The following is a 22,424-nucleotide window of genomic DNA, read 5'->3' as shown; positions in this document are numbered from 1 at the left end:
CGACCGTCGTAACGTATCCCCCACCAATGCGCGCCTGGTGCGGCGACCACCGCCGGCACGCGCGCCCAGTGAAACGAACCACGGACCCCCAGCGCGACGGGTCCGCGGGAGGTGGAGAGGTCCGCGATGACCCAGACGACGCCCGAAGCACCGGTCAGAAGGCAGCGTGCCCAAGTCAAGGTGCGCACCCTGCGCACCGACAGATGGTGGCTGGCCCCACTGGTCACATTCCTCGGGCTCAGCTCGTTCCTTGTCTACGGTGTATGGGCGATCATCGACAACACGTATTTCGTCGATCCGTACATCGCGCCGTTCGCCTCACCCTGTCTGGCGTCCTCCTGTCCCGAGGGCGCGCGGCTGTTCGGGTGGGCGCCGTTCGGTGACTGGTACACCCTGCCGCCCGGCCTGCTCATCCTCGGGCTGCCCGGCGGGTTCCGGCTCACCTGCTACTACTACCGCAAGTCGTACTACCGCTCGTTCTGGTTGTCGCCTCCCGCGTGCGCGGTGCAGGAGCCGCACGGCAAGTACACCGGTGAGCGCCGCTTCCCGCTGATCCTGCAGAACATCCACCGCTACTTCTTCTACGCGGCCATCCTGATCGGCCTCGTCCTGGCCTACGACGCCGTCCTGGCGCTCATCCACAAGCCCCTCGGCCTCGGCACCTGGGTCCTGGTCATCAACGCCGTCCTCATCAACATGTACACGCTGTCGTGCCACTCGTGCCGGCACATCACCGCGGGCAGGCTCAACCACTTCTCCCGTCACCCGCTGCGCTACCGGGCCTGGACGTTCGTCTCCAAGCTCAACGCCAAGCACCAGCAGCTCGCCTGGGCCTCGATGTTCTCGGTCATGATCGCCGACTTCTACGTCCGCATGGTCGCCAAGGGCATCATCGCCTTCCCGTTCGCCTAAAAGGATCAACCAGTGGAAATCGAACGTCACGAATACGACGTCGTCGTCATCGGCGCGGGCGGAGCGGGCCTGCGCGCCGCGATCGAGGCCCGGCAGCAGGGCAAGAGGACGGCGATCGTCTGCAAGTCGCTGTTCGGCAAGGCGCACACCGTCATGGCCGAAGGCGGTGCCGCGGCCGCGATGGGCAACGTCAACCCCGACGACAACTGGATGGTGCACTTCCGCGACACCATGCGCGGCGGCAAGTTCCTCAACAACTGGCGCATGGCCGAACTGCACGCCAAGGAGGCTCCGGACCGGGTCTGGGAGCTGGAGGCCTGGGGCGCGCTGTTCGACCGCACCAAGGACGGCAAGATCAGCCAGCGGAACTTCGGCGGTCACGAGTACCCGCGGCTCGCACACGTGGGCGACCGTACCGGCCTGGAGCTGATCCGCACCCTCCAGCAGCGCGTGGTGGCGCTGCAGCAGGAGGACTACGAGAACCACGGCGACTACGAGGCCTACATCAAGGTCTTCGCCGAGTGTACGGTCACCCGGCTGCTCAAGGACGGCGAGCGCATCTCCGGCGCGTTCGGCTACTGGCGCGAGACCGGCAACCTCGTCCTCTTCGACACCCCGGCCGTGGTCCTCGCGACCGGCGGCATCGGCAAGTCGTACGTCGTCACCTCCAACTCCTGGGAGTACACCGGCGACGGGCACGCCCTGGCCCTGCTGGCCGGCGCGAAGCTCATCAACATGGAGTTCATCCAGTTCCACCCCACGGGGATGGTCTGGCCGCCGTCCGTGCGCGGCATCCTCGTCACCGAGTCCGTCCGGGGCGACGGCGGCGTGCTGCGCAACTCCGAGGGCAAGCGCTTCATGTTCGACTACATCCCCGACGTCTTCAAGGACAAGTACGCGACCACCGAGGAGGAGGGCGACCGCTGGTACACCGACCAGGCCAACAACCGGCGCCCGCCCGAGCTGCTGCCCCGTGACGAGGTGGCCCGCGCGATCAACGCCGAGGTCAAGGCCGGTCGCGGATCGCCGCAGGGCGGCGTGTTCCTCGACGTGTCCACCCGGCTGCCCGCCGAGGAGATCAAGAAGCGGCTGCCGTCGATGCACCACCAGTTCAAGGAGCTGGCCGACGTCGACATCACCGCCGAGCCCATGCAGGTGGGCCCGACCTGCCACTACATCATGGGCGGCGTCGAGGTGGACGCCGACACCGGCGCGGCCGACGTCCCCGGGCTGTTCGCGGCCGGCGAGGTGTCCGGCGGCATGCACGGCTCCAACCGGCTGGGCGGCAACTCGCTGTCCGACCTGCTGGTGTTCGGGCGGCGCGCGGGCGCGGGCGCGGCCGCGTACGTGGACGGGCTTCCCGCCCGGCCCAAGGTCAGCCCGGAGTCCGTCGAGTCGGCCCGCGAGGAGGCGCTCGCCCCGCTGGGCCGCGGCGGCGAGAACCCGTACGAGGTGCACCACGAGCTGCAGCGGACGATGAACGAGCTGGTCGGCATCATCCGCAAGGCCGACGAGGTCGCCGAGGCGCTGCAGACCGTGGAGAAGCTCAAGGAGCGCGTACGCCTGGTCGGGGCGGGCGGGTCCCGCATCTACAACCCCGGCTGGCACCTCGCGCTCGACCTGCGCAACATGGTGCTCGTGTCGGAGTGCGTGGCGCGGGCCGCGCTGCTGCGCGAGGAGAGCCGTGGCGGGCACACCCGCGACGACTTCCCCGGCATGAACCCGGAGTGGCGGCGCAAGCTGCTCGTCTGCTCCAGCGAGGACGGCTCCTCGGTGCAGGTGGTCGAGAAGGAACAGCCCCCCATGCGGGACGACCTGATCACCCTGTTCGACCGGGACGAGCTGAAGAAGTACCTCACCGACGAAGAGATGGCCGAGTTCGACGGGATAGCGAAGAAGTCATGAGCTACAAGGCAAAGTTCAAAGTCTGGCGCGGTGAGGGCGGCGAAGGCAAACTCGAGGACTTCACCGTGGAGGTCAACGAGGGCGAGGTCGTCCTCGACATCATCCACCGCCTCCAGGCGACGCAGGCGCCCGACCTGGCCGTACGGTGGAACTGCAAGGCCGGCAAGTGCGGCTCGTGCAGCATGGAGATCAACGGCAAGCCGCGGCTGGGCTGCATGACCCGGATGTCCACCTTCTCGGAGGACGAGACCATCACGGTCACGCCGATGCGGACGTTCCCGGTCATCAAGGACCTCGTCACCGACGTGTCCTACAACTACCAGAAGGCCAGGGAGGTTCCCTCCTTCACGCCGCCCGCCGACGTACGGCCGGGCGAATACCGGATGAAGCAGGTCGACGTCGAGCGGTCCCAGGAGTTCCGCAAGTGCATCGAATGCTTCATGTGCAACAACGTCTGCCACGTGATCCGCGACCACGAGGAGAACAAGGCCAACTTCTCCGGGCCGCGCTTCCTCATGCGGATCGCCGAGCTGGACATGCACCCGTACGACGTGGCCGACCGGCAGGAGGCGGCGCAGTCCGAGCACGGGCTCGGCTACTGCAACATCACCAAGTGCTGCACCGAGGTCTGCCCCGAGCACATCAAGATCACCGACAACGCGCTCATCCCGATGAAGGAGCGTGTGGTGGACCGGAAGTACGACCCGCTGGTGTGGCTGGGCAACAAGATCCTCCGTCGCGCCAAGTCGTGACCCGCACATGAGGAAGGGGGCCGGTTTCCGTACCGGCCCCCTTCTTCGTGCGCTCAGTCCTTGGCGTGGCGGCCGAAGCGCTTGCGCTTCTCCTCCGGCAGCTCCCTGGTCGGCTCCGGCTGGATCACCGTCGTCTCCCCGTCGGCGGGCACGTACGGCGGCGGGTCGTACCGCGGCTGCTCGTCCCGGGGCCGGTCGTACGGCTGCGCGGGCTGGAACAGCGACCCGGCGGGCGCCTGCTGCCAGGGCTCGGAGTCGCCGGACTCGGCCGCCGCGGCCGGGCCGAGCGGATGCTCGTGGCCGTCGTCCACCGGGGCACCCCCGCCCGGCGGGATGTCCGCCGGCGGCGCGGGCGGGACCAGCGGCTCGAACGGGTCGCGGAAGTCCTTCGCCGTGGCCTCCTGAGCCTCCTGGACGGGCTCGTGGCTGTAGTCGTCCGGGTGCAGCACCACGGGCGGCGGCTCGGACGGAGCCATGGGCGGCTCCTGCTCGTAGCCCGGCGGCGGGTACGGCTGACCGGGATCCTGATACACCGGGGCATACTGCACCGGGCCGCTCGCATACGTCTGCACCGGCACGAAACTGATGATCGGCGCGTACGCCGTGCCGCCCGGATAGCCGGGAGCGGTGAAGCCCGCGGTCGCGTACCCAGGGCCGGCCGGATAACCGGGGCCGCCCGGCGGAGGCGGATAACCCGGGCCTCCCGGCGGGGTCGGATAACCGGCGGCGCCCGCCACCGGGCCCGCCTTGCGCACGGCGGCCGCGTGGGCCATCCGCCGCAGCCGCCCCTCGAAGATCAGCACCGCGAACAGCGCGAGCAGCACCAGCACCAGCGCCGGGATGCTGAGCTTCTGCGTCAGCGTCTTCTCGTCGAACTCCGGCGCCGCGGCCCGCAGCTCCAGCGGCACCTCCTCCGAGGAGGCGACCTGCGTCTCGCTCGGCGCGGCCGACGGCGTCTCCTGGGCGACGGACGGGATCTGGACCGGAGACTCCTCCGTCGTGGCGGTCGCGGAGGGCAGCACCGGCGGCTCTTCGGCCTGGGTGGTGGGGGGTGCGACGGTCTGAGGGGGCGGCGGCGGCGCCTGCGTCGTCGCGGGGGCCGTGGTGGGCTTCTTGGTGGGGGCGGTGGTCTTCTTCGTCGGGCTCGCCGTCACCGTCTTGGTGATCGTCGTCTCCGGCACGTCGGTCGGCTCCGGCGTGCCTAACGTGGTGGTCACCGTGACCGTGGTCTGGGGGTCGCTCTGGCAGGTGGTGTCGCCGGCGTCGCAGGGCTCGACCGGGTCGAACGCCACAGAGGCGCTGGCGCTCTGCACGATGAACGGCGTCGCGCCGACCCCGGCGAGGCCGAGCGCCAGGACGATGGCGGAGACGGCTGTCGCTCGCGTGCGTGCCACCAGTGCCCTCCGCGTAGTCCCGGAACCATGGTCAAGGGAATACTAGTCGGGTCAAAGTAACAGTAAAGCCCGTTTTACCGCAGTATCTTGCGCTTGGTACGTCTTTGTACCGTGACAATTCCCCAGAGCCCTGCTAGGAGGGTAGCAACAGCGGCCGCCGCGAGCACGTGTCCGAGGCTTCCCTTCAGTGGATTGACCACAGCGGCCACCGGCCGAGGTCGCTCATGGGCCATTCGTACCTCGATGGGCAGAGGCACTCCGAGCCCGCCGCCGCCCGCCGGCGGCACAACCGGGCCGTTCCCGGGAAGCCCGCCGGCCAGGCCCGGCGGCACGTCCAACATCCCGTCGCCCCCCGCCACCTCCGGCAACCGCAGCCCAGAAAGCGCCTGCCCAGACCCTTCCGCCACCTGAGGAATCGCCGCCCCAGGCATGACGCCGCCTGTAACCCCCTGCCCACCCTGGACCTGCTGAGGTGCTCCCAGCCCGGTGACACCCTGAACTGCGGGCGCCTGCACGGGCGGGACAGCCTGCGCGGGAGTCCCGGCCTGCGCGGGAGTCCCGGCCTGCGCGGGCGTCCCGGCCTGCGCCCTCGGAGCCTTCTGCGCGGCGGCCACGGCCCGCCCTCTCTGGGCAGCCTGCGCGGAAGGCACTCCCTGCGCTCTTGGGGCAACTTGCGCGGGAGTCCCGGCCTGCGTTGTCGGAGCCGCCTGTGCCGGCGGCGCGACCTGCGCTCTTGCGGGGACCTGCGCGGAAGGCACGGCCTGCACTTCTGGGACCGCCTGCGCGGGCGGCACAGCCTGCACTCGTGAGGCAGTTCGCGTGGAACGCACGGCCCGCCCTCTTGCCCCTGCGCGCCTCTGTGGCGCAGTCCGAACCCGCGACGCGGTCCCGGCGGGCGCGACAGCCTGCGCCGGCGGTACAGCCTGCGCGGGCGGGCCACCCAGCACAGGCGGGACACCCAGCTCGGGCGGGACAGCCAGCTCGGGCGGGACACCCAGCTCGGGCGGGACAGCCTGAGCCGGCGGGACCGCCTGCGCCGGCGGGAGGACGCGGGATTCCGCGCTGACCTGCTGCCCATGCCGCATCTGCCCGGCCTGCCTGACCTGACTGGCACGCCTGTTCCCCCATGCCTGCCTGGCGCGCCTGTTCTCCCACTCCTGCCTGGCGGGCCTGTTCTGCCCTACCACGGGCCTGACCTGCCGACCTACCTCCGCCCCGACTTGCTGCCCTACCTCCGGCTGAACCGGCTGCCCTGCGCCCGACCGCACCGACTGCTCCCCGCCCAGCAGAAGCGACTGCTCACCGCCCGGCCAACCCGGCCCGGCATTGCCCGTGGCGACCTCGGCGGTCAGTTGCTGGGGCTGGTCGAGCTCGGGCGACGGGCAGCGGTGCGCTGGGAAGCAGCGGGTGGCGGTCGGGGCGACCACCGTCTGGTCCGATCCGGCCGAGGCCGGCAGGCTCCAGCGCCCCCCGTCGGCCGCCCCCGACGCGGCGCCCTCGACCGCCGGCCCGCCGACCGCCTGCCCCCCGACCACCGACTCTGCGCCCAGGACAGGCGTGGCGAACGTCTTCTCCAGCGTCTCCGCAGCACCGCCTGCCTCGGGACGGACCTTGGCGACGGCGGCCAGCACCACCTGGTCGGCCCCCGCCGGAGCCATCACCGTCACGTCCACCGATCGCGCGTCCGCCGCGCTCCCGAGCCGGCACACCCGCGCCCCGGGCGACACCACGGCGTCATCCCGTTCGGCGACCCCCGCCAGGGTGAGCGCGCGGTCGGCGAGCCGCGCCGCCCCCGACCCCACGGCAAACCCTTCACGCCCCGCCGTCGAAAGGCCCCCACAGGTGACCGACAGCGCCGCGACGGGGCTGACCGCCACGGCCACGCGCCCGCCCCCCACCGACATCCCGTTGACCCGGACCCGGAACCGCTGCGTGTCCCCCGTACGGAGCCACGTGCCCACGCCGTCCTGGACCGCGCCCACCCGCTCCAGCACCAGCGAAACCCCGCTCGCCGCCACCGGAACGGCGGGCACGGCGGCCAGGATCACCACTCCGGCCAGCATCCAGCCACGACGCATCGTCCAACTCCCCCGCTGTGACACATGACCCGTAATCACGCCGAGTAACCATTGTGTCACAGAGAGAGAGGACTCAATCAGCCGGGAGTATGCTCTCCACGGTCTTCATGACGGGCAGGTCCGCCCCGAGCCATTCGACGTCGTAGTACTCGTCCGGCGCCAGCCACCGCAACGCCAGATGCTCCCGCGGCTCGGGCGTGCCGGAGGCGAGGGCGGCCAGCCAGACCCGCATCACGTACCCCGGGGAGAGCGGCCAATCACCGCCGACGCGCTCACCGACCGTGATCTCCACGCCGAGCTCCTCGCGGCACTCCCGGACCAGCGCCTCCTCCTCGCCCTCGCCGGGGTCCACCTTCCCGCCGGGGAACTCCCACCCGCCGGCGAGCGCCGGCGGCTCGGCCCGCTGCGCGGCCAGGACCCGGCCGTCCGGGTCGACGATCACGGCGGCCACGACCACGATCACGCTCATGCGTCGATGTTCCTCACAGGGCAGGATTCTGCAACTTCTGGAGCTGGTCGAGGACGGCTGGGTTCTGCAGCGGACGGGTGAAGCCGATGCGGTTGCCGCGGGCGGAGTAGCTGGTCACCTTGATGGGGCCGCACAGCGTGCACCGGGCCTCCAGCATCTTGCCCTTGGAGACGACGAGTCCGACGTGCCCCGGGTTGTTCGCCGACGTGCCCGGCCCGGCGTTGAAGAACACCAGGTCACCGGGCTGTTCCTGGCCCTCTAACACCCGGACGCCGAACGGCCACTGCCCGAACGTCGTACGCGGGATCTGCAGCCCCGCCGACCGGTAGGCCGCGTAGATCACCCCGGAGCAGTCGAAGGCGTCCGGCCCCGTGCCGCCCCAAAGGTACGGCTTGCCGCGCTGCGCCAGCGCGTACGCCAGGATCTTGGCGACCACGGTGGTCGGCGCGGCCTCGATCAGCGGCTCGTCGCACTCCTCCTCCGCCTGCGGCGGCACCTTCACGTCGCCGGACTTGGCGTATTTCCTGGCGATCTCCTCGACCTGGTCCACGTACCACCAGGCGCGGTTGTAGACGAACAGCGCCTGCCGCACGTTCTCCGGCGCGCCGTTGCGCTTGAGCATGCGCGCCGCGCCGAGGATCGCGTCGGCCGGGTTGTAGACGTCGCCGATGCCGTCGCCGTCGCCGTCGGAGGCGTACCCGGTGAACGGCGTCTCCACCGGCACCCTGGCCTTGCCGCCCCAGGTGGAGATGAGGAACTGCATGGGCCCGGCCGCGCCCGCCGAGTTGGTGCCGCTGCGTACGCCGGGCAGCGTGGAGCGGCCGTGGTCGGTCTCACGCTTGCCCACGGCGGCCAGGATGTTCCACTGGACGCCGATCCTCTTGCCGTACTCCTTGTAGAACTTCAGGTAGTCGTCGGGGATGTCCGAGGTGGCGGTGTCGGAGACCTCCTCGACCTGGGCGTCGTCGGTGCAGTCGATCGAGGTGCGGCCGTCGCTGATGAACGAGGGCAGCGACATCAGCAGCATCGGCGAGACGATGACGGCCACCAGCAGGAGCGCCCCGGCCAGCCCGAGCAGGAGGGCGAGGCGCGTGCGCGAGACGTTCACCCGGTGTCACCGTCCTGGCCCTCGTCGGCGGGCATGATGTCGAAGACGCGCCAGTCGCTGCCGGACTCGCTCACGGTCACCGCGTACTCCTCGGTGAGCAGTTTGTTGCCGCTCTTCGCCGTGACCTGGCGGTTGCCGGTCACGACGAAGATGATCGAGCCCTTGCCGACCTGCCTGATCTCCTTGAGCTTGGCCGTCGCCTGGGAGACGAGCTCGTCGGCGCGGTTCTGCTCGACGGCACCCGCCGACGTCACCGTGCGGGTCAGCAGGGCGCCGAGCTCGGGCGTCGTGTACGCCTTCAGCCGGGCGGCGTAGGCCGCCGCGTCCTCGTCGTAGCGGAAGGTGCCGTACACGGCGGTGAAGCGCTCGGCGAGGTCCGCCGCCGCGGCCAGCTGCTCCTTCCTCATCGGCAGGTAGTCGTAGACGTCGAACGGCGCGTTGCTCGCGGTCGCGAGCGGCGTCGGGGTGACGATCGCGACCCGCGTGGGCGGCGCGGCCTGCGGCTGCTGCTCGGGCGAATCCCCCCAGTCCGCCCACATGAGATAGATGCCGACCGCGGCGATGATCACGACGATGACGGCGAAGGCGGCACCCCGCCTGTCACCTGGCTGCGGCATGTTGCGTCCTTGTTCAATCCTTGTCGGAGCTGTTCGGCTTGAGCCAGAACGGCACGGACGTCTCCTCGGAGCCGCCGTTCCTGCCGCTGCCCCGCAGCCACAGAGGCGGGGCCTCGGAGGCGCGCGAGGCCGGCTCGTCGGAGCCGCCGAAGATGCGCGAGCCGCCTGAAGGGCGGGCGGCGGGGCCGCGTGAACCGCCGCTCGGCCGGGCTCCGTTGCGCGAGCCGCCACCGAACAGGCTGCCGCCCCCGCCGTTGGACCCGCCGCCGGACCTGCCGTTCGAGCCGCCGCCCGACCCGCCGGAGCCGCCGAAGAGGCCGCCGCCTGAGCCGCGCGAGCCGGAGCCGCCGGAGCCGCCGAACCTGGAGCTGCGGGCGGAACCGCCCCGCGCGCCCGACGAGCCGCCGCGCGAGGCCCAGCCCCCGCCCGACCCGCCGCCGAACCAGCCGCCACCACCGGAGCCGCCCGAACCGCCCGAGCCGCCTGAAGAACCACCTGAGCCGCCCGCGGACGCGCCGGAGGCCGCTCTGGGCGGGCCGCTCGCGCCGCCCACCCGGGGCCCGCCCGCGCCGCTCACGCGCGGCCCGGCGACGCCGCCGCCGGAGCGGGCCGCGCCGCCCAGGTTGAGCGGCGGCGCGGTGCCACGGCGCGGCTCCAGCGGCGCCCGCGCGCCCGCCTTGCCGCCCTGGGCGTCGGTGTCGAGCGGCGCTGCCGTGGCCGGGATGCGGGTGCCCGCCGCCGCGGCGTCGCCCTCCTCGGCCCGTACGCGCGCCTGCCCCGCCGTCGAGGCCACGGCGGCCGCGCCCGCGCCCGCGCCGCTCGCCGCGGCGGCCGCGCGGATGGCGGGCTCGGCCTTACGCAGCCCCCAGCGGCCGATGCGGGCCGAGGCGACCGGCGGCAGCACGGCCGCCGACCGCTCCAGCACCGACGAACTGGCGGCCTCGCCGAGCATCCGGGTCGCGACCGTGTGACCGTTGAGCGAGGCGAACAGATGCTGGAACGGACGCCGGTAGAAGAACACCGCGATCGTCAGCAGGGCCATGAACAGCACCTGCATGCCCCACGGCATGGTCGTGGAGATGATCAGCGCGTAGCCGTACACGAGCACGCCGAGCACCAGCGTCAGCACCGCCTGCCGGAGCAGCGTGCCGACCAGCATCTCCACCCAGCGCATGGCGATGATCCGGCCGCTGCCCGGATGCACGCCGATGAGCAGGAACACCGGCCCCATGATCAGCAGCAGCAGGAAGCCCACCTTGAGCACCAGCAGCGAGACCGCCACCAGGAAGATGAGCAGGCCCGCCACGATGGCGGCGATGAACGCGCCGACCGCCACGCCGAGCCGGTTGGACCAGTCGCGGCCGGAGAAGACCGTGTAGCGGGGGTCGTTCCTGAGCTTGTCGGCCAGCGAGGCGTACTCCTGCTGGCGCGCTCCCACGTCGGGGGCCGCCTGCCCGGCGACGGCGGGCGGGATCGACTGCATCTCCAGGACCTTGCGGCCCCAGTCGCGCACGATCGGCTGCTGCGGGTCGGCGGTGCCGAACAGGCCCACCAGCCACGGCTTGCAGACCAGCGTGGACCACAGCGCGTCGGCGTTCTGCTCGACGCCGGGCGTGCCGACCTGGCCGTAGCCGCCGGGCTTGAGCTCGGCGCTCGTCTGGCCGGGCGGCGGCAGGCAGGACGCGCCGCCCGCGCCGGGCAGGCCGGAGAAGGCCGAGTTGACGACCTCGCCGGTCTTGTCGGTGACGACCTTGCCGAGGCCGGTGAAGTCGCCGGGACGGCTGAAGAACCAGGTCGCCACGGTGACCGCGAGCACCATCCAGATCACGCCCTCGGCGGTCGTGGTGGCGCGCTTGCGGATCAGGCCGTACCAGGCGAGCCAGATCGCGCCGAGGATCACGATCGGGCGAAGGAACGGCCAGTACATGGCGTTGGCCAGGTTTGTGACGATGTCGTCGACGACGTCCTTGATGGACTGGAGCGGTCCCTCGGTGGCCGCCGCCTGGTACGTGGTGATCGTCAGCCGGTCGATGGCCTTGGCCGCGGTGAAGATGCCGTTGGCCCACATGTTGCCGAGCACCGCGACATAGTCGCCGCAGCCCAGCTCGTGCGTGTGCCAGAACTGGCCGCTCATGCCGAACTGGCCGTAATTGGTGACCGGCGCGCTCGGCTGGGCGCCGGCCGGAGCCGGGGCCTGGATGAGCCCGTCGGTGCCGCCGCCCACCACCTCGGGCGTGAGCGGCCCGGAAAGGTCGCACGGTGCCGCGGCGGCCGGCGCGGACAACCCGCCCACGACCAGCGGCACCACGAGGATGCCGGTGACCAGCGCGAGTGCCAGCGCGAGTCGTCGGGATAGCCGGATCTTCATGACCGTACCTCCTGCGGCCTGCCCACGCCCCCCTGAAGATCATCATGCCCGTCGCGATCGGGTTTGTCGTGTGTCGGGTTCGTGTCGAGCCAGCGAAGAAGCTCATCGGAGACCAGGTCTACTCCGATGCGGCCGGCCCTGCCATCCAGATCGCGGAAAATGCATTCGCCGTTGCCGAGCGAGCGCAGCACGGCCTTGTGCTCCTCGGACGCCTCCACCCCCAGGAGGGACATCACGTGGTTCACCTCCACCCGCTCGGTGGACCGGAACGCGAACACGGACGACAGGCAGTTGGTCACCTGCTCGTTCAGCAGGTCTCCCGCGTTCTGCGAGACCAGCACGAGCGCGGTGTTGCGGGAGCGGCCCATCCGGCTGACCTCGGGCACCAGCTTGGCGCCCTCGGGCGTGGACGTGATCGCCCACGCCTCGTCCAGGAAGATCGCCTTGGGGGCGCGCCGGTCGAGGCCGTTCATCAGCCTGCGCGCGAACTGCGACACCAGGTAGAGCAGGGCGACCGACAGCCGCTGCTCGTACGAGTAGTCCTCCCTGGTCGTGGCCACGTCGGGGAGGGTCAGGCCGCCCAGTGTGAAGACGGTCGTCCACCCCTCGGTGTCGATCTGGTCACCGCCGGAGGGGTCGAAGCAGAGCCGGGCCAGGTGCATCTCCGACATCGAGCGCAGCACCGCGCCGAGGTTCTTCGACGCCGGGTCGTCGGACTGCTCCAGGTGGTCGACGACCTTGCCGAGCGACGGGTCGGGCTGGTTGGAGATCGCCGCGACCGCCTGGATCATCGCCGACTCGCGCTCCTCCGACATGCGCGGCAGCAGCAGCCGCAGCGTCTCGGTGGCCATGGTCTTCTTCGCCGCGATGTCGTCGCCGAACGAGAACGGGTCCAGCAGGCCCGGCGCCGCCGAGCCCAGCGGGATGATCCGGGCCTTGCGCCCGCGCTTGTCCAGCAGCCGCACCAGCGACTCGGCGTCGCCCTTGGGGTCGATCACCGCGACCGTGACGCCGCGCAGCGCCATCTGGTAGATCATCAGCAGCGCGAGCGTGGTCTTGCCGCCGCCCGGCTCGCCGGTGATCGCGATGGCCGTCGGCCGGTTGCGGGTGGCCGCCACCAGGGGGTCGAAGTGCACGATGCTGCGCGCCCTGCCGACGGTCTCCCCGATGTACGGGCCCAGCCAGCCCTCGCTGCCCTCGCCCAGCCGGTCGCCGAGATCGACGGTGGCCGTGGCCATGCCGCCCGCGATCGTCCGCAGCGGCTGGCGCTGGGCGTAGGCGTTGACCCGTACCTTCTCGCCCGGCAGCGACTCGCAGAACAGCGAGAACTGGTCGCCGGTCGAGTTGACCACGTCGATGCCCATGTCCCGGTAGTGCTCGACCACCGCCTCCACCCGCTGCACGCAGATGTCCTCGGTCGGGGCGGAGACGATCAGCCGGTGCCAGCCGTACACGAAGGGCAGGCGCTCCTTGGTGATGCCGTGCTCCAGCATCCGGGCCGCGTCGATCTGCTCGGCCAGCGCCAGCGGGGCCTCCGCGCCCGCCTCGCGGATGTGGTGGTCCATGTCGCGGGCGTGCGCCAGCTTGCGCGCCACGTCCTTCGAGGCTTTGACCGGCGGGATCAGCCGCATCCTGGAGGAGATCTCCACCGGGAACGGGAGCTGGTCGGCGAAGTGCATCCACGGCTCGCCGTCGGGGAACGGCATCAGGTCGGGGAAGCGGGCGAACGACAGGTGGGCCACGTACGAGTCGCCCTGCGGCTGCACGATCCGCAGCAGACTCCTGCCGTTGTGGATCTCGCCCTCGACCAGCGTCTCGATCTCGCCCCTGCCCCACCGCCTGCGCGGGCTCGCCGACGGCGGCGCGTCGCCCGACGCGCCCGCGGCCCCGTGCTGGAACAACCACGCCACCTCGACGGAGGTGGCGTGGCGGGCGTAGAGGGCGCTCGACGCGAGCGCCCGGCCGAGGCGCTCCGCCTGCTCGGTCCAGCGGCCGATCTCGCTGTCGGGAACGTGGTCGTCCGTCATGCCCAGGGACTTCTCGGTCTTCTGGTAGAAGCCGAGGAGCTGGGCGAGCACGCCGCTGCCGAGCTGCTTGCCGCGCGGGCCCAGGCGTACGCCGAGATAGACCTCCTTCGTCCAGAAGTCCTTCGCCCAGACGTGGCGGTACATCTCCTCCAGGTAGTCGCGCCAGCCGGGGCCCTCGTCGGAGGTGGCGTTGAGCGCCATCGCCCACTCGGCGGCCGGGTAGGTGCGGTGCGCCACCCGCAGATGGACCTCGGCGTCGGGCATCCTGATCGCGGCCAGCGCGATCGTGATGTTGGTGGCCAGCGCCTCCCGTTCCTCGGGAGTGACGAACTCGTAGCTGACCGTCGGAAGGCGGAAATACGCCCATGCGCAGGTGTCTGTGAGCAGGATGCGGTCGTCGAAGTAGCGGACCGCGAGGCGCTGGTGCGCTCGGGACGCCCTGCTCATGCCGCCCCCTCGGCGCATGAACGGGCCAGACCTGCTCGCTTGTTCACTTAACGCTCACCGATTCTCGTGCCCGGGGGGTCACTCGCCAACTCCTCATCGCTCGGTCGTACGCTCTGCGCCGACTGCGCTGTCCGCGCCGTCTGGGCCGACTGGGCGGCGAAGCCCGCGACCACCACGCCCGCGAGGGCGAGGTAGGCCCGTCGCCCGGCCGCGCGCAACTGCCCGGGATCGACGACCTCCGCCCCGCCCGGGGCGAGGTCGTCATCCCAGGGGACCCTGACGATGGCCCGGCACCTGCCCCTGGCCACCGACTCAGCCTGCTCGACGTCGGCCATGGAACGCCTGCTCACGCCGTTCACGACCATCACCGCACGCCTGCGCAGCTCCGCGCAGCCGTGCCCGTCGAGCCACTCGTACGTCATCGCCACCGCCTCCGACGCCTCCTCGCTCGCCGGGACCACCAGGACGAGCTGGTCGGCGTACGGCAGGAGGCGGGCCGCCAGAGCGGCGGCCGGGTCGATGACGGCCAGCTTGTAGTGGCGGTCGAGCAGCCTCATGGACTCGCCCAGGCGGTGGTCGGAGAAGCGCGACCGGTCCGCCAGGCGCTGCTCGGCGCCCGCGTCGGTGTCGGCGCTGATCACCTCGAGGCCGGTGGCCGTCCTCGTGGTGTAGCCGCGCATCGTCAGATAGCCGCTGACCCGGTCGAGGCCGGCCAGCAGCGAGGTGAGCGTCTCGGGGGTCTCGGGTTCGATCCTGCTGGTCAGGGTCTCGCCGCCGGTGTTGGCGTCCACGGCGACGATCCTGTCGTCACGGTATTGGGCGAAGGTGTGGCCCAGCATGAGGGCCGTGGTGCTCTGGCCGGCGCCGCCCGTGCAGCCGAGCACCAGGATCCTGCGGCTGCCGCCGAACACCGCCCTGGCGCGGGCCTCGTCGATCTCGGAGCCGTCGGTGCGTACCGAGGAGCCGCCGACCACGACCTGCGCGATCCGCCGCCACCCGCCGGAGTCCCGGCCGACGACGGACTCGACCCTCCGCACCCGTCCCTCCCCGGGCCGCGGCCCCGGCACGGGCGCCACCAGCTCGCCCGACCGCCCGTCCGCCGGCGCGCCGGGGCGTCCCCTGAGCGGGGCGACGGGCCGCTCAGGGGCGCGGTGCGCCGCGGCGGCGGGGGCAGGGGGCCGCTCCGGGGCGCGGTGCGCCGCCGGGGCGGGCGCGTCCGGGGCCACAGGCGCCAACCGCGGCCACCCTCCACCCCGCCGCCCCCGCTCCCCGCCCTCGTCCGCGTCGCCGGCGTCTTCGGCACCGCCAGTGGTTGCGGTGGGCTCAGCCTCGGCGGCCTCGCTGCTCCGACGGGCCTGGGCGTCGCCGGTGAGCTCGTTGCTCTGGGCGGCCTCGGCGCTCCGGACGGCCTCGGCGCTCCGAGCGGCTTCGGCGCTCCCGTCGGTCTCTGGGCTCCGGGCAGCCTCGGTGCTGTCGGTGAGCTCGTTGCCCTGGGTGGGCGCAGCGCTGCCGGCATCCTCGGCGCTCCGGGCGGCGTCGGCGCTGTCGGCGAACTCATTGCCCTGGATGGGCCCAGTGCTGCCGGCATCCCCGGTGCCCCGGGCGGCCTCGGTGCTGTCGGTGAGCTCGTTGCCCTGGGTGGGCGCAATGCTGCCGGCGTCCTCGGTCGCCTCGGCGCTGCCGGTGTTCCCGGAGGCCGCCCGCCGCTCGGACCCGCCGCTCACAGCACCGCCGCTCACAGCACCGCCGCTCACAGCACCGCCGCGCCGGGTGTCTCCGCTCACAGCACCGCCGCTCTCAACGAGGCTGCTGTCCTTGGGGGCGTCGGCGGTGGGCGCGCTCGCTGCCGGGGCATCCGCCGGAGCGCCGCTCGCCATCACCCCGCCAGCCGCCTCGGCGTGACTGTCCTCGGCGCCGGTGGCCGTGGTCCCGCCAGGGACAGCCGTGCCGGCCGCGCCGGGGGCGCTGGACGGGATCGCGGGCGTGTCCTCGCCACTGCCCGCCTGCGCACCAGTGGCCGCGTCTCGGGTCGGCTGCTCGGCGCGCGGGGCCGGCGGGCGGGGCAGGGGCTTCGCGTTGGGGTCGAGCGGCGGCCAGGCCCGGTGGGGGCCCGAGAGCACCAGGGCCGGGCCCAGCCTCGGCGGCTGGCCCTTCCGGTGCTGGTCGCGGGCGACCTCGTCCTCGTGCCGCTCGCTGCCGACCCGATCATCCGCATCCGTACGGGCATCCGCGCGGGCCGCGGCGTCCGACGGGGCGTCGGCGCTCGCCGCGAGCCTTCTCAGCCGCCGCAGCGCCTCGGTGTCGATCGGCTTGGCGGCGCCGGACTTACGGCCCTGACCTCCCGAGCGGATGGGCACGACCGTCCCGCGACGGACGTCCCGCCCCTCTGCCTCGCCATCACGACGGGCTGCACTGCTCTCGGCCTCGGCGACCTCACCATGAACCTGCGCCTCGGCCTGGTCCTGAGCCTGCGCCCGGGTCTGCGTCTCGTCACGCTCGCCGGCCGTCAGCTCGCCCTGCTCAGGAGCCGATGCCTCATCCCGGCCCTGTTCGTGAGCCTGCGGCGCGACCTGCTCGGCGGGGGTGGGCTCCTGCGCGGGCCGTGAGGGGGTCGCCAGGCGGCTCACCGGCTCCTCGCCCGCTCCGTGCGTGGCCTCGTGGAGGGTGGCTTCACGAAGGGCCGCCTCGCGCAGCGCCGCCTCACGGAGGGCGGTCTGCTGGCTGGCGGCCTCCTGGACCGCGTCGTCCCGGCCGAAGATCCGCCGCTTGCCGCCCTTGCGACGCGCGCCGTCCTCCTGCCGGGCCTGCCCACCGACGGACTCCGTGCCGTCCTCCTGCCGCGCCCGCCCACGAACGGCCTTCGCACCGTCCTCCTGACGGGCCCGCCCACGCGTGGCCTTCGCGCCGTCCTCCTGCCGGACCCGTTCGCGGCCGGTCTCGGCAGGCCGGTCCGCGCCGTTCGGGTCGGCGCCGGGCGGGAGGGCCAGGGGGCGCTCGCGTCCGGCGGGAAGCGCCTCGGCGGTGCCCTGCCGCACCCGCCCGCGCAGGGCGGGAGCCGTGCCGCGGCGGGAGCCCCAGCCCGTACGCCCGGTCGTCGGCTCCGCGACCGGAGCCTGCCCGGCCGCGGCGGCAGCGGCGGCGACCGCCGGCCGGACCTGCCGCGGACCCGCCGCCCGCTGCTCCTCGGCCCGTCGCTGCGCCTGCCGCGCCTTGGCGGGACGCCGGGCCTTGACCCGGACCGGCGTGGTGCGCCACACGCGGGCGGAGAAGGTGACCGTCTCCGGCTCGGCCCCGGGCGCGAGGCGGTACCAGGCCTTCGGCTCACCCAGGTAACGCATCTGGGACTCCAGCAGCTCGGTGAGCCGCTTGCCCTCGATGACGGGACGGGTCGACAGCCACGTCACGATGCCCGGCGGCACCAGGAACAGCACGTGCCACGGCATCGCGACCGGCACGCCCACCAGGATCAGCAGGAGGGACCACGGGACGAACACCCCGACGAAGACGCCGATCCAGACGATGGGGAGCGGCATCGGCAGGCGTAGGTCGTACAGCTTGTAGAGCCGCTTCTCGATGCGCCAGATGTTCGTGTACGTGGGCAGGTCCACCCGGTCCTCCTCCCTCACCCGCTCGTGTATGACCGCCGCCGGACGGTCTCAACCCTTTACTTGATGCCCAGTGCGCCGGCGATCGCCTTCGCGGTCACCTCGATGATGTTGGGAACGTAGAAGATCACCCCGATGGCCACCGCCAAGATCAAGAACTGGACGAACCGGGTGATCTCCCGGGTGAAGAGGAAGAAGAGCGCGACCACCGACACCACCACCAGGAACAACGGGGCGAAGAACGCCCGTAGGAAGTCGGCGAGCCCTCCGGTGTCGATGCCGGTCGACGTGGGCGCCGGCGTCAGTTGCAGCAAGGAGAGCACTATGGTCTTCAAGGTCACTTCTCGTCCTCCCGGGGGGTACCGTTCTGCGGCGCGGACGGGCCTTTAGTCAACGACCCGCCCGGCGCCGCGGATGTCGGCGACGAACCATTTGTCGCCCTGCTTCTCGACGGTGAGCCGGTAGGCCTGCTCCAAACGCGCGCCGACCGCCGCCGGGTCGGTGGCGTTGGGGGTGGGCGGGGCGTCGCCGTTCGGCACCACCCACACGACCACCGCCTGAATCTCTCTTGTGGCACCCCCCACAGGCACCACGACCTTCTTGAGCTCGGCGAAGGTGAACGTGCCTCCGAAGCTGGGCAGGCTCTTGCCGGCGGCGACGTAGCGCTGCAGCCCGGCGGCCTCGCCGGACGCGTAGTCCTTGAAGAAGCCCTCCAGCTGCGGCTTCAGCTCGGCGGCCGCCGCGTCGTCGGTCTCCGGGGGCGCGATCTGGGGCAGCTCGGCCGGGGCGGGCGCGGGCAGGATCGCCGGCCGCCCGGACACCACGAACCGCCTGCCGCCCTCGTCGCCGGAGTAGTAGATCGGCACCGACAGCATCAGGCGCCGCGGCCCGGACTGGAAGGCCACGCTGACCACGGCGTTCTGGTCGTCGCCGACCTCGACGTCGTACGCCTGGATCGCGACGGCGGACAGCTTGCCGAAACCGTCCCAGCCCATCTGCGGGTCGGAGGCGTCGGGCAGGAAGGCCGCGAGTTTGCGCGACCTGCTGTCCGCGTCGTCGGGGCTGAAATTGAGATAGACCCCCGCGAACTGGGCGGCGAACGCCATCCCTCGCTGCGTGGGGAAACCCGTCTCGGCCGCCGGGGCGCCCGCATTGGACGTTGTGCCCTCTTGCTGGGTAAATCGCTCAAATGGTGCACGAATCCCATTCACCACGATAACCACGATAAGCGCCCAGAGAATGATGCGGCCCACCCAGACGAGCCACCGCCCGCCGCCGCCGGACCAGCCACCGCGCCGCGGCCGGCGGGGCGGCGGCACGTCGTAGTCGGCTGGGTCCAGGGTCGCGGAAAGCCCGGGCCCGTCAGCGATCCGAGGATCGTGCTGGACGGTAGACCTACGAGCCATCACGCCTCCGCTCGCGCCGATCCCCCCGGCTGGCGCGGTGTCGTCCGTTGCCGATCCCCATCATCCGCGGTGAAGTAGTCACCCTATCCGGTCTCCGCCATTCTTCCAGGAAAGCCACGCCCATGCTGCAGGCACGACCGCCCTTACGGCAAACCGGGGCTCTGCGACAGGCGTCAGTACCGATTCCCATCAGTTCCCGGCAGAAACGGCTTTTGACCAGGACAAACGCCTAAAACCGCCTAGCGCGACGGCCACGGATTCCTGTCCAGAACAGGCATGGACCTCTCACGACCTGCGCATTCGGTATGGGCCGCGGATTCTGGGAGCCGCGTCAGGCGGGCTCGGGATCCTGCATCGAACGCCCCCGGCGCCGGCTCTGAAGATCGACGACGCCGGTGCGGCTCTGGGCGTCGGCCGCCCCGCCCTGGACGGCGCCCTGGACGGTGCCCTGGACCGTGGCGGCCTTGCTCTGGAGGTCGACGACCGTCGGACGGACCGACCGCTCCAGCGAGCCGCGCAGGTCGGCCAGCATCTCCGCGGCGTCGCGCTCACGCATGCGGCTGACCATCTCGTTGCGCTCGTCGACCTTCCTGCGCAGGTAAGCCTCCCTGTTGACGCGCAGGCCGTACATGAGCTCGACCCTGATCAGGGCCAGCTCCTCCTCCAGGCTGATCCCCGCGAGCGTCGGAGCGGGGCGTCGTTTCCGGATGATGCGACGGATCATGAGGGGCCTCCCGAGTCAGCGTGAACGCCGTGACGATTCGACGCGCGGGGGCCCAAAGTGGTTGACACTTAAACACGTTCGGCACGTCACCATGACAGTGTCGGCAACACAGCGTAGCGAAGCGTCATGCACAGTCGACGGAGACGCGCGGGCGCGGCGTCAGACGTTGAAGGCGTCAGACGTTGAAGCGGAACTCCACCACGTCGCCGTCGCGCATCACGTAGTCCTTGCCCTCGATCCGTGCCTTGCCCGCCGAGCGGGCGCTGGCGATCGAGCCGGCCTCGACCAGGTCGTCGAACGAGACCACCTCGGCCTTGATGAAGCCCCGCTGGAAGTCGGTGTGGATCACGCCGGCCGCCTCGGGGGCCGTGGCGCCCTTGCGGATGGTCCAGGCCCTGGTCTCCTTGGGGCCCGCCGTGAGGTAGGTCTGCAGGCCGAGCGTCTCGAAGCCGACCCGGGCGAGCTGGCGCAGGCCCGACTCCTCCTGGCCGACCGACTGCAGCAGCTCCAGCGCCTCCTCCTCGTCGAGCTCGACCAGCTCGGACTCGATCTTGGCGTCAAGGAAGACGGCCTCGGCGGGGGCGACCAGCGTCGAGAGCTGCTCCCTGAGCGCGGTGTCGGTGAGCTCGTCGGCGTCGAGGTTGAACACGTAGAGGAACGGCTTGGCCGTCAGCAGGTGGAGCTCGCGCAGCTCCTCGCGGTCGAGGCCGCTCTCGAAGATGGTCTTGCCGGTCTCCAGGACGGCCAGTGCGGCCTCAGCGGCCTCCAGCGCGGCCTTCTTGTCCTTGTTGTTGCGCGCCTCCTTCTGCAGGCGCGGTACGGCCTTCTCGACCGTCTGCAGATCGGCCATGATCAGCTCGGTGTTGATCGTCTCGATGTCCCGCTTGGGGGAGATCTCACCGTCGACGTGGGTGACGTCGGGGTCGCCGAAGACCCGGATCACCTGGCAGATCGCGTCGGTGTCGCGGATGTTGGCGAGGAACTGGTTGCCCCGCCCCTGCCCCTCCGAGGCCCCCTTGACCAGGCCCGCGATGTCGACGAACTCGACCTTGGCGGGCAGGATGCGCGCCGAGCCGAAGATCTCGGCCAGCACGGGCAGGCGGTCGTCCGGCACGCCCACGATGCCCACGTTGGGCTCGATCGTGGCGAACGGGTAGTTGGCCGCGAGCGCGTTGCCGGTCTTGGTCAGCGCGTTGAACAGCGTGGACTTACCGACGTTGGGCAGGCCGACGATGCCGATGGAGAGACTCACGGACAGCGAGTTTACTTGCCGCCGCACCCGGGCGGTTCGCCCGTAGCGTGTCGGGCGGAACCGGGCGCGGAGTCCTGCAATCATCGATCGAGTGGACGTCGTCGCGCTTGTCATCGGTCTGGCCGTCGGGCTGCTCGTCGGCTTCCTCGTGGCGAGGACCCGCGCGGCGGTGCGGGTGGCCGAGGCCGACGCCCGCGCCAAGGCGTCCGCCGACAAGCTCGTCTACGTCGAGGAGCAGCTGGCCGAGCGGTTCCAGGCACTGTCCACGCGCGCGCTCGACGTCAACAACCTCCGTTTCCTGGAGCTCGCCGAGACCAGGCTCGCGGCCACCCGCGCCGAGGCCGCCGGCGACCTGGAGCAGCGAAGGCAGGCCGTCGAGCACCTGGTCGAGCCGCTGAAGGACGCCCTGGCGCGGGTGGAGACGCAGCTCCGCGACACCGAGTCCGGCCAGCGCGCGGCGCGGGCCGAGCTGGCCAAGCAGATGGAGTTCGTCCGCGAGAGCAGCGAGCAGCTCCGCTCCCAGACCACCGCCCTGGTGCGCGCCCTGCAACGGCCGGAGGCCCGGGGCCGCTGGGGCGAGCTCCAGCTCCGCCGGGTCGCCGAGATCGCCGGCATGCAGCGCCACTGCGACTTCGACGAGCAGGTCGCCGAGGGCTCCATGCGGCCCGACATGGTCGTACGGCTGGCCGGCGGCAAGAACATCGTGGTCGACTCCAAGGTCTCGCTGGCGGCCTATCTGGAGGCCGCCGAGGCGTCCGACGAGTCGCTCGCCACGGTCCGGCTCGACGCCCACGCCCGGCACGTGCGCGAGCACATCGACCGGCTGGCCGCCAAGTCCTACTGGCAGGCGTTCAACCCGTCGCCGGAGTTCGTGGTGCTGTTCATCCCCGGCGAGGCGTTCCTCGCCCCCGCGCTCGAACGCGACCCCGGCCTGCTGGAGTACGCGATGGCGCGCCGGGTGCACATCGCCACGCCGACCACGCTGATCACGATGCTGCGCACCGCCCACTACGCCTGGCAGCAGGCCGCGCTGAGCGAGAACGCGCGGGCGGTGTTCGAGCTGGGCAAAGAGCTGTACGAGCGGCTGTCGTCCCTCGGCCGGAACGTCGACTCCCTGGGCCGGGCGCTGAGCCGGACCGTGGAGGCGTACAACAAGTCGGTCGGATCGCTCGAAAGCCGCGTGCTGGTCACCGCACGCAAACTCAACGAGCTGGGCGTCGTGGACGGCGACCTGGACCCTCCGGAGATGCTCGACGGCCTGCCGAGACCCCTCGCATCCCCCGAACTGCTGGAAACCCCGTCACTGTTCTCCCACTCCAACGGTAAGTTGGCCAACGGGACGTAGTGAACGGGGGTGGAC

General features: G+C 71.6%; 16 protein-coding genes. 5 read left to right on the top strand and 11 right to left on the bottom strand.

Translation table 11 applies throughout. From position 1 onward, the window contains the following. Positions 1-126 precede the first annotated feature (126 nt). From SMD20_RS36340 to SMD20_RS36330, 3 genes are read left to right on the top strand one after another with little or no spacing between them, the layout of a single operon-like run. Positions 127-912 (top strand): hypothetical protein, encoded by a 786-nt coding sequence (locus tag SMD20_RS36340; RefSeq protein ID WP_329589964.1) that lies wholly within the window; start codon positions 127-129, stop codon positions 910-912. Between the two features lie 12 nt (positions 913-924). Next, positions 925-2,817, top strand: a complete 1,893-nt coding sequence (locus tag SMD20_RS36335) for a fumarate reductase/succinate dehydrogenase flavoprotein subunit (protein WP_329589962.1) — start codon at positions 925-927, stop codon at positions 2,815-2,817. Beyond that, a complete protein-coding gene (locus tag SMD20_RS36330) occupies positions 2,814-3,569 on the top strand; it encodes a succinate dehydrogenase/fumarate reductase iron-sulfur subunit (RefSeq protein ID WP_329589961.1) in 756 nt (251 codons plus the stop codon). The genes SMD20_RS36335 and SMD20_RS36330 overlap by 4 nt, the downstream gene beginning before the upstream one ends. A gap of 53 nt (positions 3,570-3,622) precedes the next feature. Here SMD20_RS36330 and SMD20_RS36325 read toward each other — a convergent pair whose 3' ends face one another. Further along, positions 3,623-4,963 carry a hypothetical protein gene (locus SMD20_RS36325; protein WP_329589960.1) on the bottom strand — a complete coding sequence of 447 codons (1,341 nt, stop codon included), beginning with the start codon at positions 4,961-4,963 and terminating at the stop codon, positions 3,623-3,625. 1,407 nt (positions 4,964-6,370) lie between these two features. Between SMD20_RS36325 and SMD20_RS36320 the strand changes: the two genes are divergently transcribed. Beyond that, positions 6,371-7,069, top strand: coding sequence for a hypothetical protein (locus SMD20_RS36320; RefSeq protein ID WP_329589958.1), 699 nt, complete (start codon positions 6,371-6,373; stop codon positions 7,067-7,069). 45 nt (positions 7,070-7,114) lie between these two features. On the opposite strand, the gene SMD20_RS36315 is transcribed toward SMD20_RS36320, so the two are convergent. From SMD20_RS36315 to ychF, 10 genes are all read right to left on the bottom strand, one after another. Further along, positions 7,115-7,510: a (deoxy)nucleoside triphosphate pyrophosphohydrolase gene (locus SMD20_RS36315; protein WP_329589957.1), complete on the bottom strand. Its 396-nt coding sequence runs from the start codon at positions 7,508-7,510 to the stop codon at positions 7,115-7,117. A gap of 13 nt (positions 7,511-7,523) precedes the next feature. Further along, positions 7,524-8,618, bottom strand: a complete 1,095-nt coding sequence (locus SMD20_RS36310; RefSeq protein WP_329589955.1) for a C40 family peptidase — start codon at positions 8,616-8,618, stop codon at positions 7,524-7,526. Further along, positions 8,615-9,235 (bottom strand): hypothetical protein, encoded by a 621-nt coding sequence (locus SMD20_RS36305; protein ID WP_329589953.1) that lies wholly within the window; start codon positions 9,233-9,235, stop codon positions 8,615-8,617. Before SMD20_RS36305 ends, SMD20_RS36310 begins: the two co-directional genes overlap by 4 nt. Before the next feature lie 13 nt (positions 9,236-9,248). Beyond that, positions 9,249-11,603, bottom strand: coding sequence for a type IV secretion system protein (locus SMD20_RS36300; protein WP_329589951.1), 2,355 nt, complete (start codon positions 11,601-11,603; stop codon positions 9,249-9,251). After that, the gene (locus SMD20_RS36295) at positions 11,600-14,077 is read right to left on the bottom strand and encodes an ATP-binding protein (protein ID WP_329589949.1); all 2,478 of its coding nucleotides are present in this window, start codon (positions 14,075-14,077) and stop codon (positions 11,600-11,602) included. The genes SMD20_RS36300 and SMD20_RS36295 overlap by 4 nt, the downstream gene beginning before the upstream one ends. 47 nt (positions 14,078-14,124) lie before the next feature. Further along, positions 14,125-17,685, bottom strand: a complete 3,561-nt coding sequence (locus SMD20_RS36290; protein WP_329589947.1) for a TcpE family conjugal transfer membrane protein — start codon at positions 17,683-17,685, stop codon at positions 14,125-14,127. A 56-nt stretch (positions 17,686-17,741) separates the two neighbouring features. After that, positions 17,742-18,005 carry a hypothetical protein gene (locus SMD20_RS36285; RefSeq protein WP_020545080.1) on the bottom strand — a complete coding sequence of 88 codons (264 nt, stop codon included), beginning with the start codon at positions 18,003-18,005 and terminating at the stop codon, positions 17,742-17,744. Positions 18,006-18,068: 63 nt separating this feature from the next. Continuing rightward, positions 18,069-18,788: a conjugal transfer protein gene (locus tag SMD20_RS36280; RefSeq protein WP_329589946.1), complete on the bottom strand. Its 720-nt coding sequence runs from the start codon at positions 18,786-18,788 to the stop codon at positions 18,069-18,071. A 631-nt stretch (positions 18,789-19,419) separates the two neighbouring features. Beyond that, the gene (locus SMD20_RS36275; RefSeq protein WP_329589945.1) at positions 19,420-19,812 is read right to left on the bottom strand and encodes a hypothetical protein; all 393 of its coding nucleotides are present in this window, start codon (positions 19,810-19,812) and stop codon (positions 19,420-19,422) included. Positions 19,813-19,987: 175 nt separating this feature from the next. Continuing rightward, entirely contained in the window at positions 19,988-21,064 is a 1,077-nt protein-coding gene (gene ychF / locus SMD20_RS36270) for a redox-regulated ATPase YchF (protein ID WP_329589944.1), read from the bottom strand. Between the two features lie 91 nt (positions 21,065-21,155). On the opposite strand from ychF, the gene rmuC reads away from it, so the two are divergent. Continuing rightward, complete coding sequence (gene rmuC / locus SMD20_RS36265) at positions 21,156-22,409, top strand: DNA recombination protein RmuC (RefSeq protein ID WP_329589943.1); 1,254 nt, start codon at positions 21,156-21,158, stop codon at positions 22,407-22,409. The last annotated feature ends 15 nt before the right edge of the window (positions 22,410-22,424 follow it).

The organism is Nonomuraea sp. LP-02 (assembly GCF_036289125.1).
Classification (GTDB): domain Bacteria; phylum Actinomycetota; class Actinomycetes; order Streptosporangiales; family Streptosporangiaceae; genus Nonomuraea; species Nonomuraea bangladeshensis.
The sequence above is the reverse complement of the archived record's forward strand: the minus strand, read 5'-3'. Positions and strand labels throughout refer to the sequence as shown.

Excerpts from the sequence above, each read along its gene's own strand:
- SMD20_RS36305 (WP_329589953.1), bottom strand. The coding sequence starts at position 9,235 with ATGCCGCAGCCAGGTGACAGGCGGGGTGCCGCCTTCGCCGTCATCGTC.
- SMD20_RS36330 (WP_329589961.1), top strand. The coding sequence starts at position 2,814 with ATGAGCTACAAGGCAAAGTTCAAAGTCTGGCGCGGTGAGGGCGGCGAA.
- SMD20_RS36340 (WP_329589964.1), top strand. The coding sequence starts at position 127 with ATGACCCAGACGACGCCCGAAGCACCGGTCAGAAGGCAGCGTGCCCAA.
- SMD20_RS36280 (WP_329589946.1), bottom strand. The coding sequence starts at position 18,788 with ATGGCGTTCGCCGCCCAGTTCGCGGGGGTCTATCTCAATTTCAGCCCC.
- SMD20_RS36295 (WP_329589949.1), bottom strand. The coding sequence starts at position 14,077 with ATGAGCAGGGCGTCCCGAGCGCACCAGCGCCTCGCGGTCCGCTACTTC.
- SMD20_RS36300 (WP_329589951.1), bottom strand. The coding sequence starts at position 11,603 with ATGAAGATCCGGCTATCCCGACGACTCGCGCTGGCACTCGCGCTGGTC.
- SMD20_RS36275 (WP_329589945.1), bottom strand. The coding sequence starts at position 19,812 with ATGATCCGTCGCATCATCCGGAAACGACGCCCCGCTCCGACGCTCGCG.
- SMD20_RS36315 (WP_329589957.1), bottom strand. The coding sequence starts at position 7,510 with ATGAGCGTGATCGTGGTCGTGGCCGCCGTGATCGTCGACCCGGACGGC.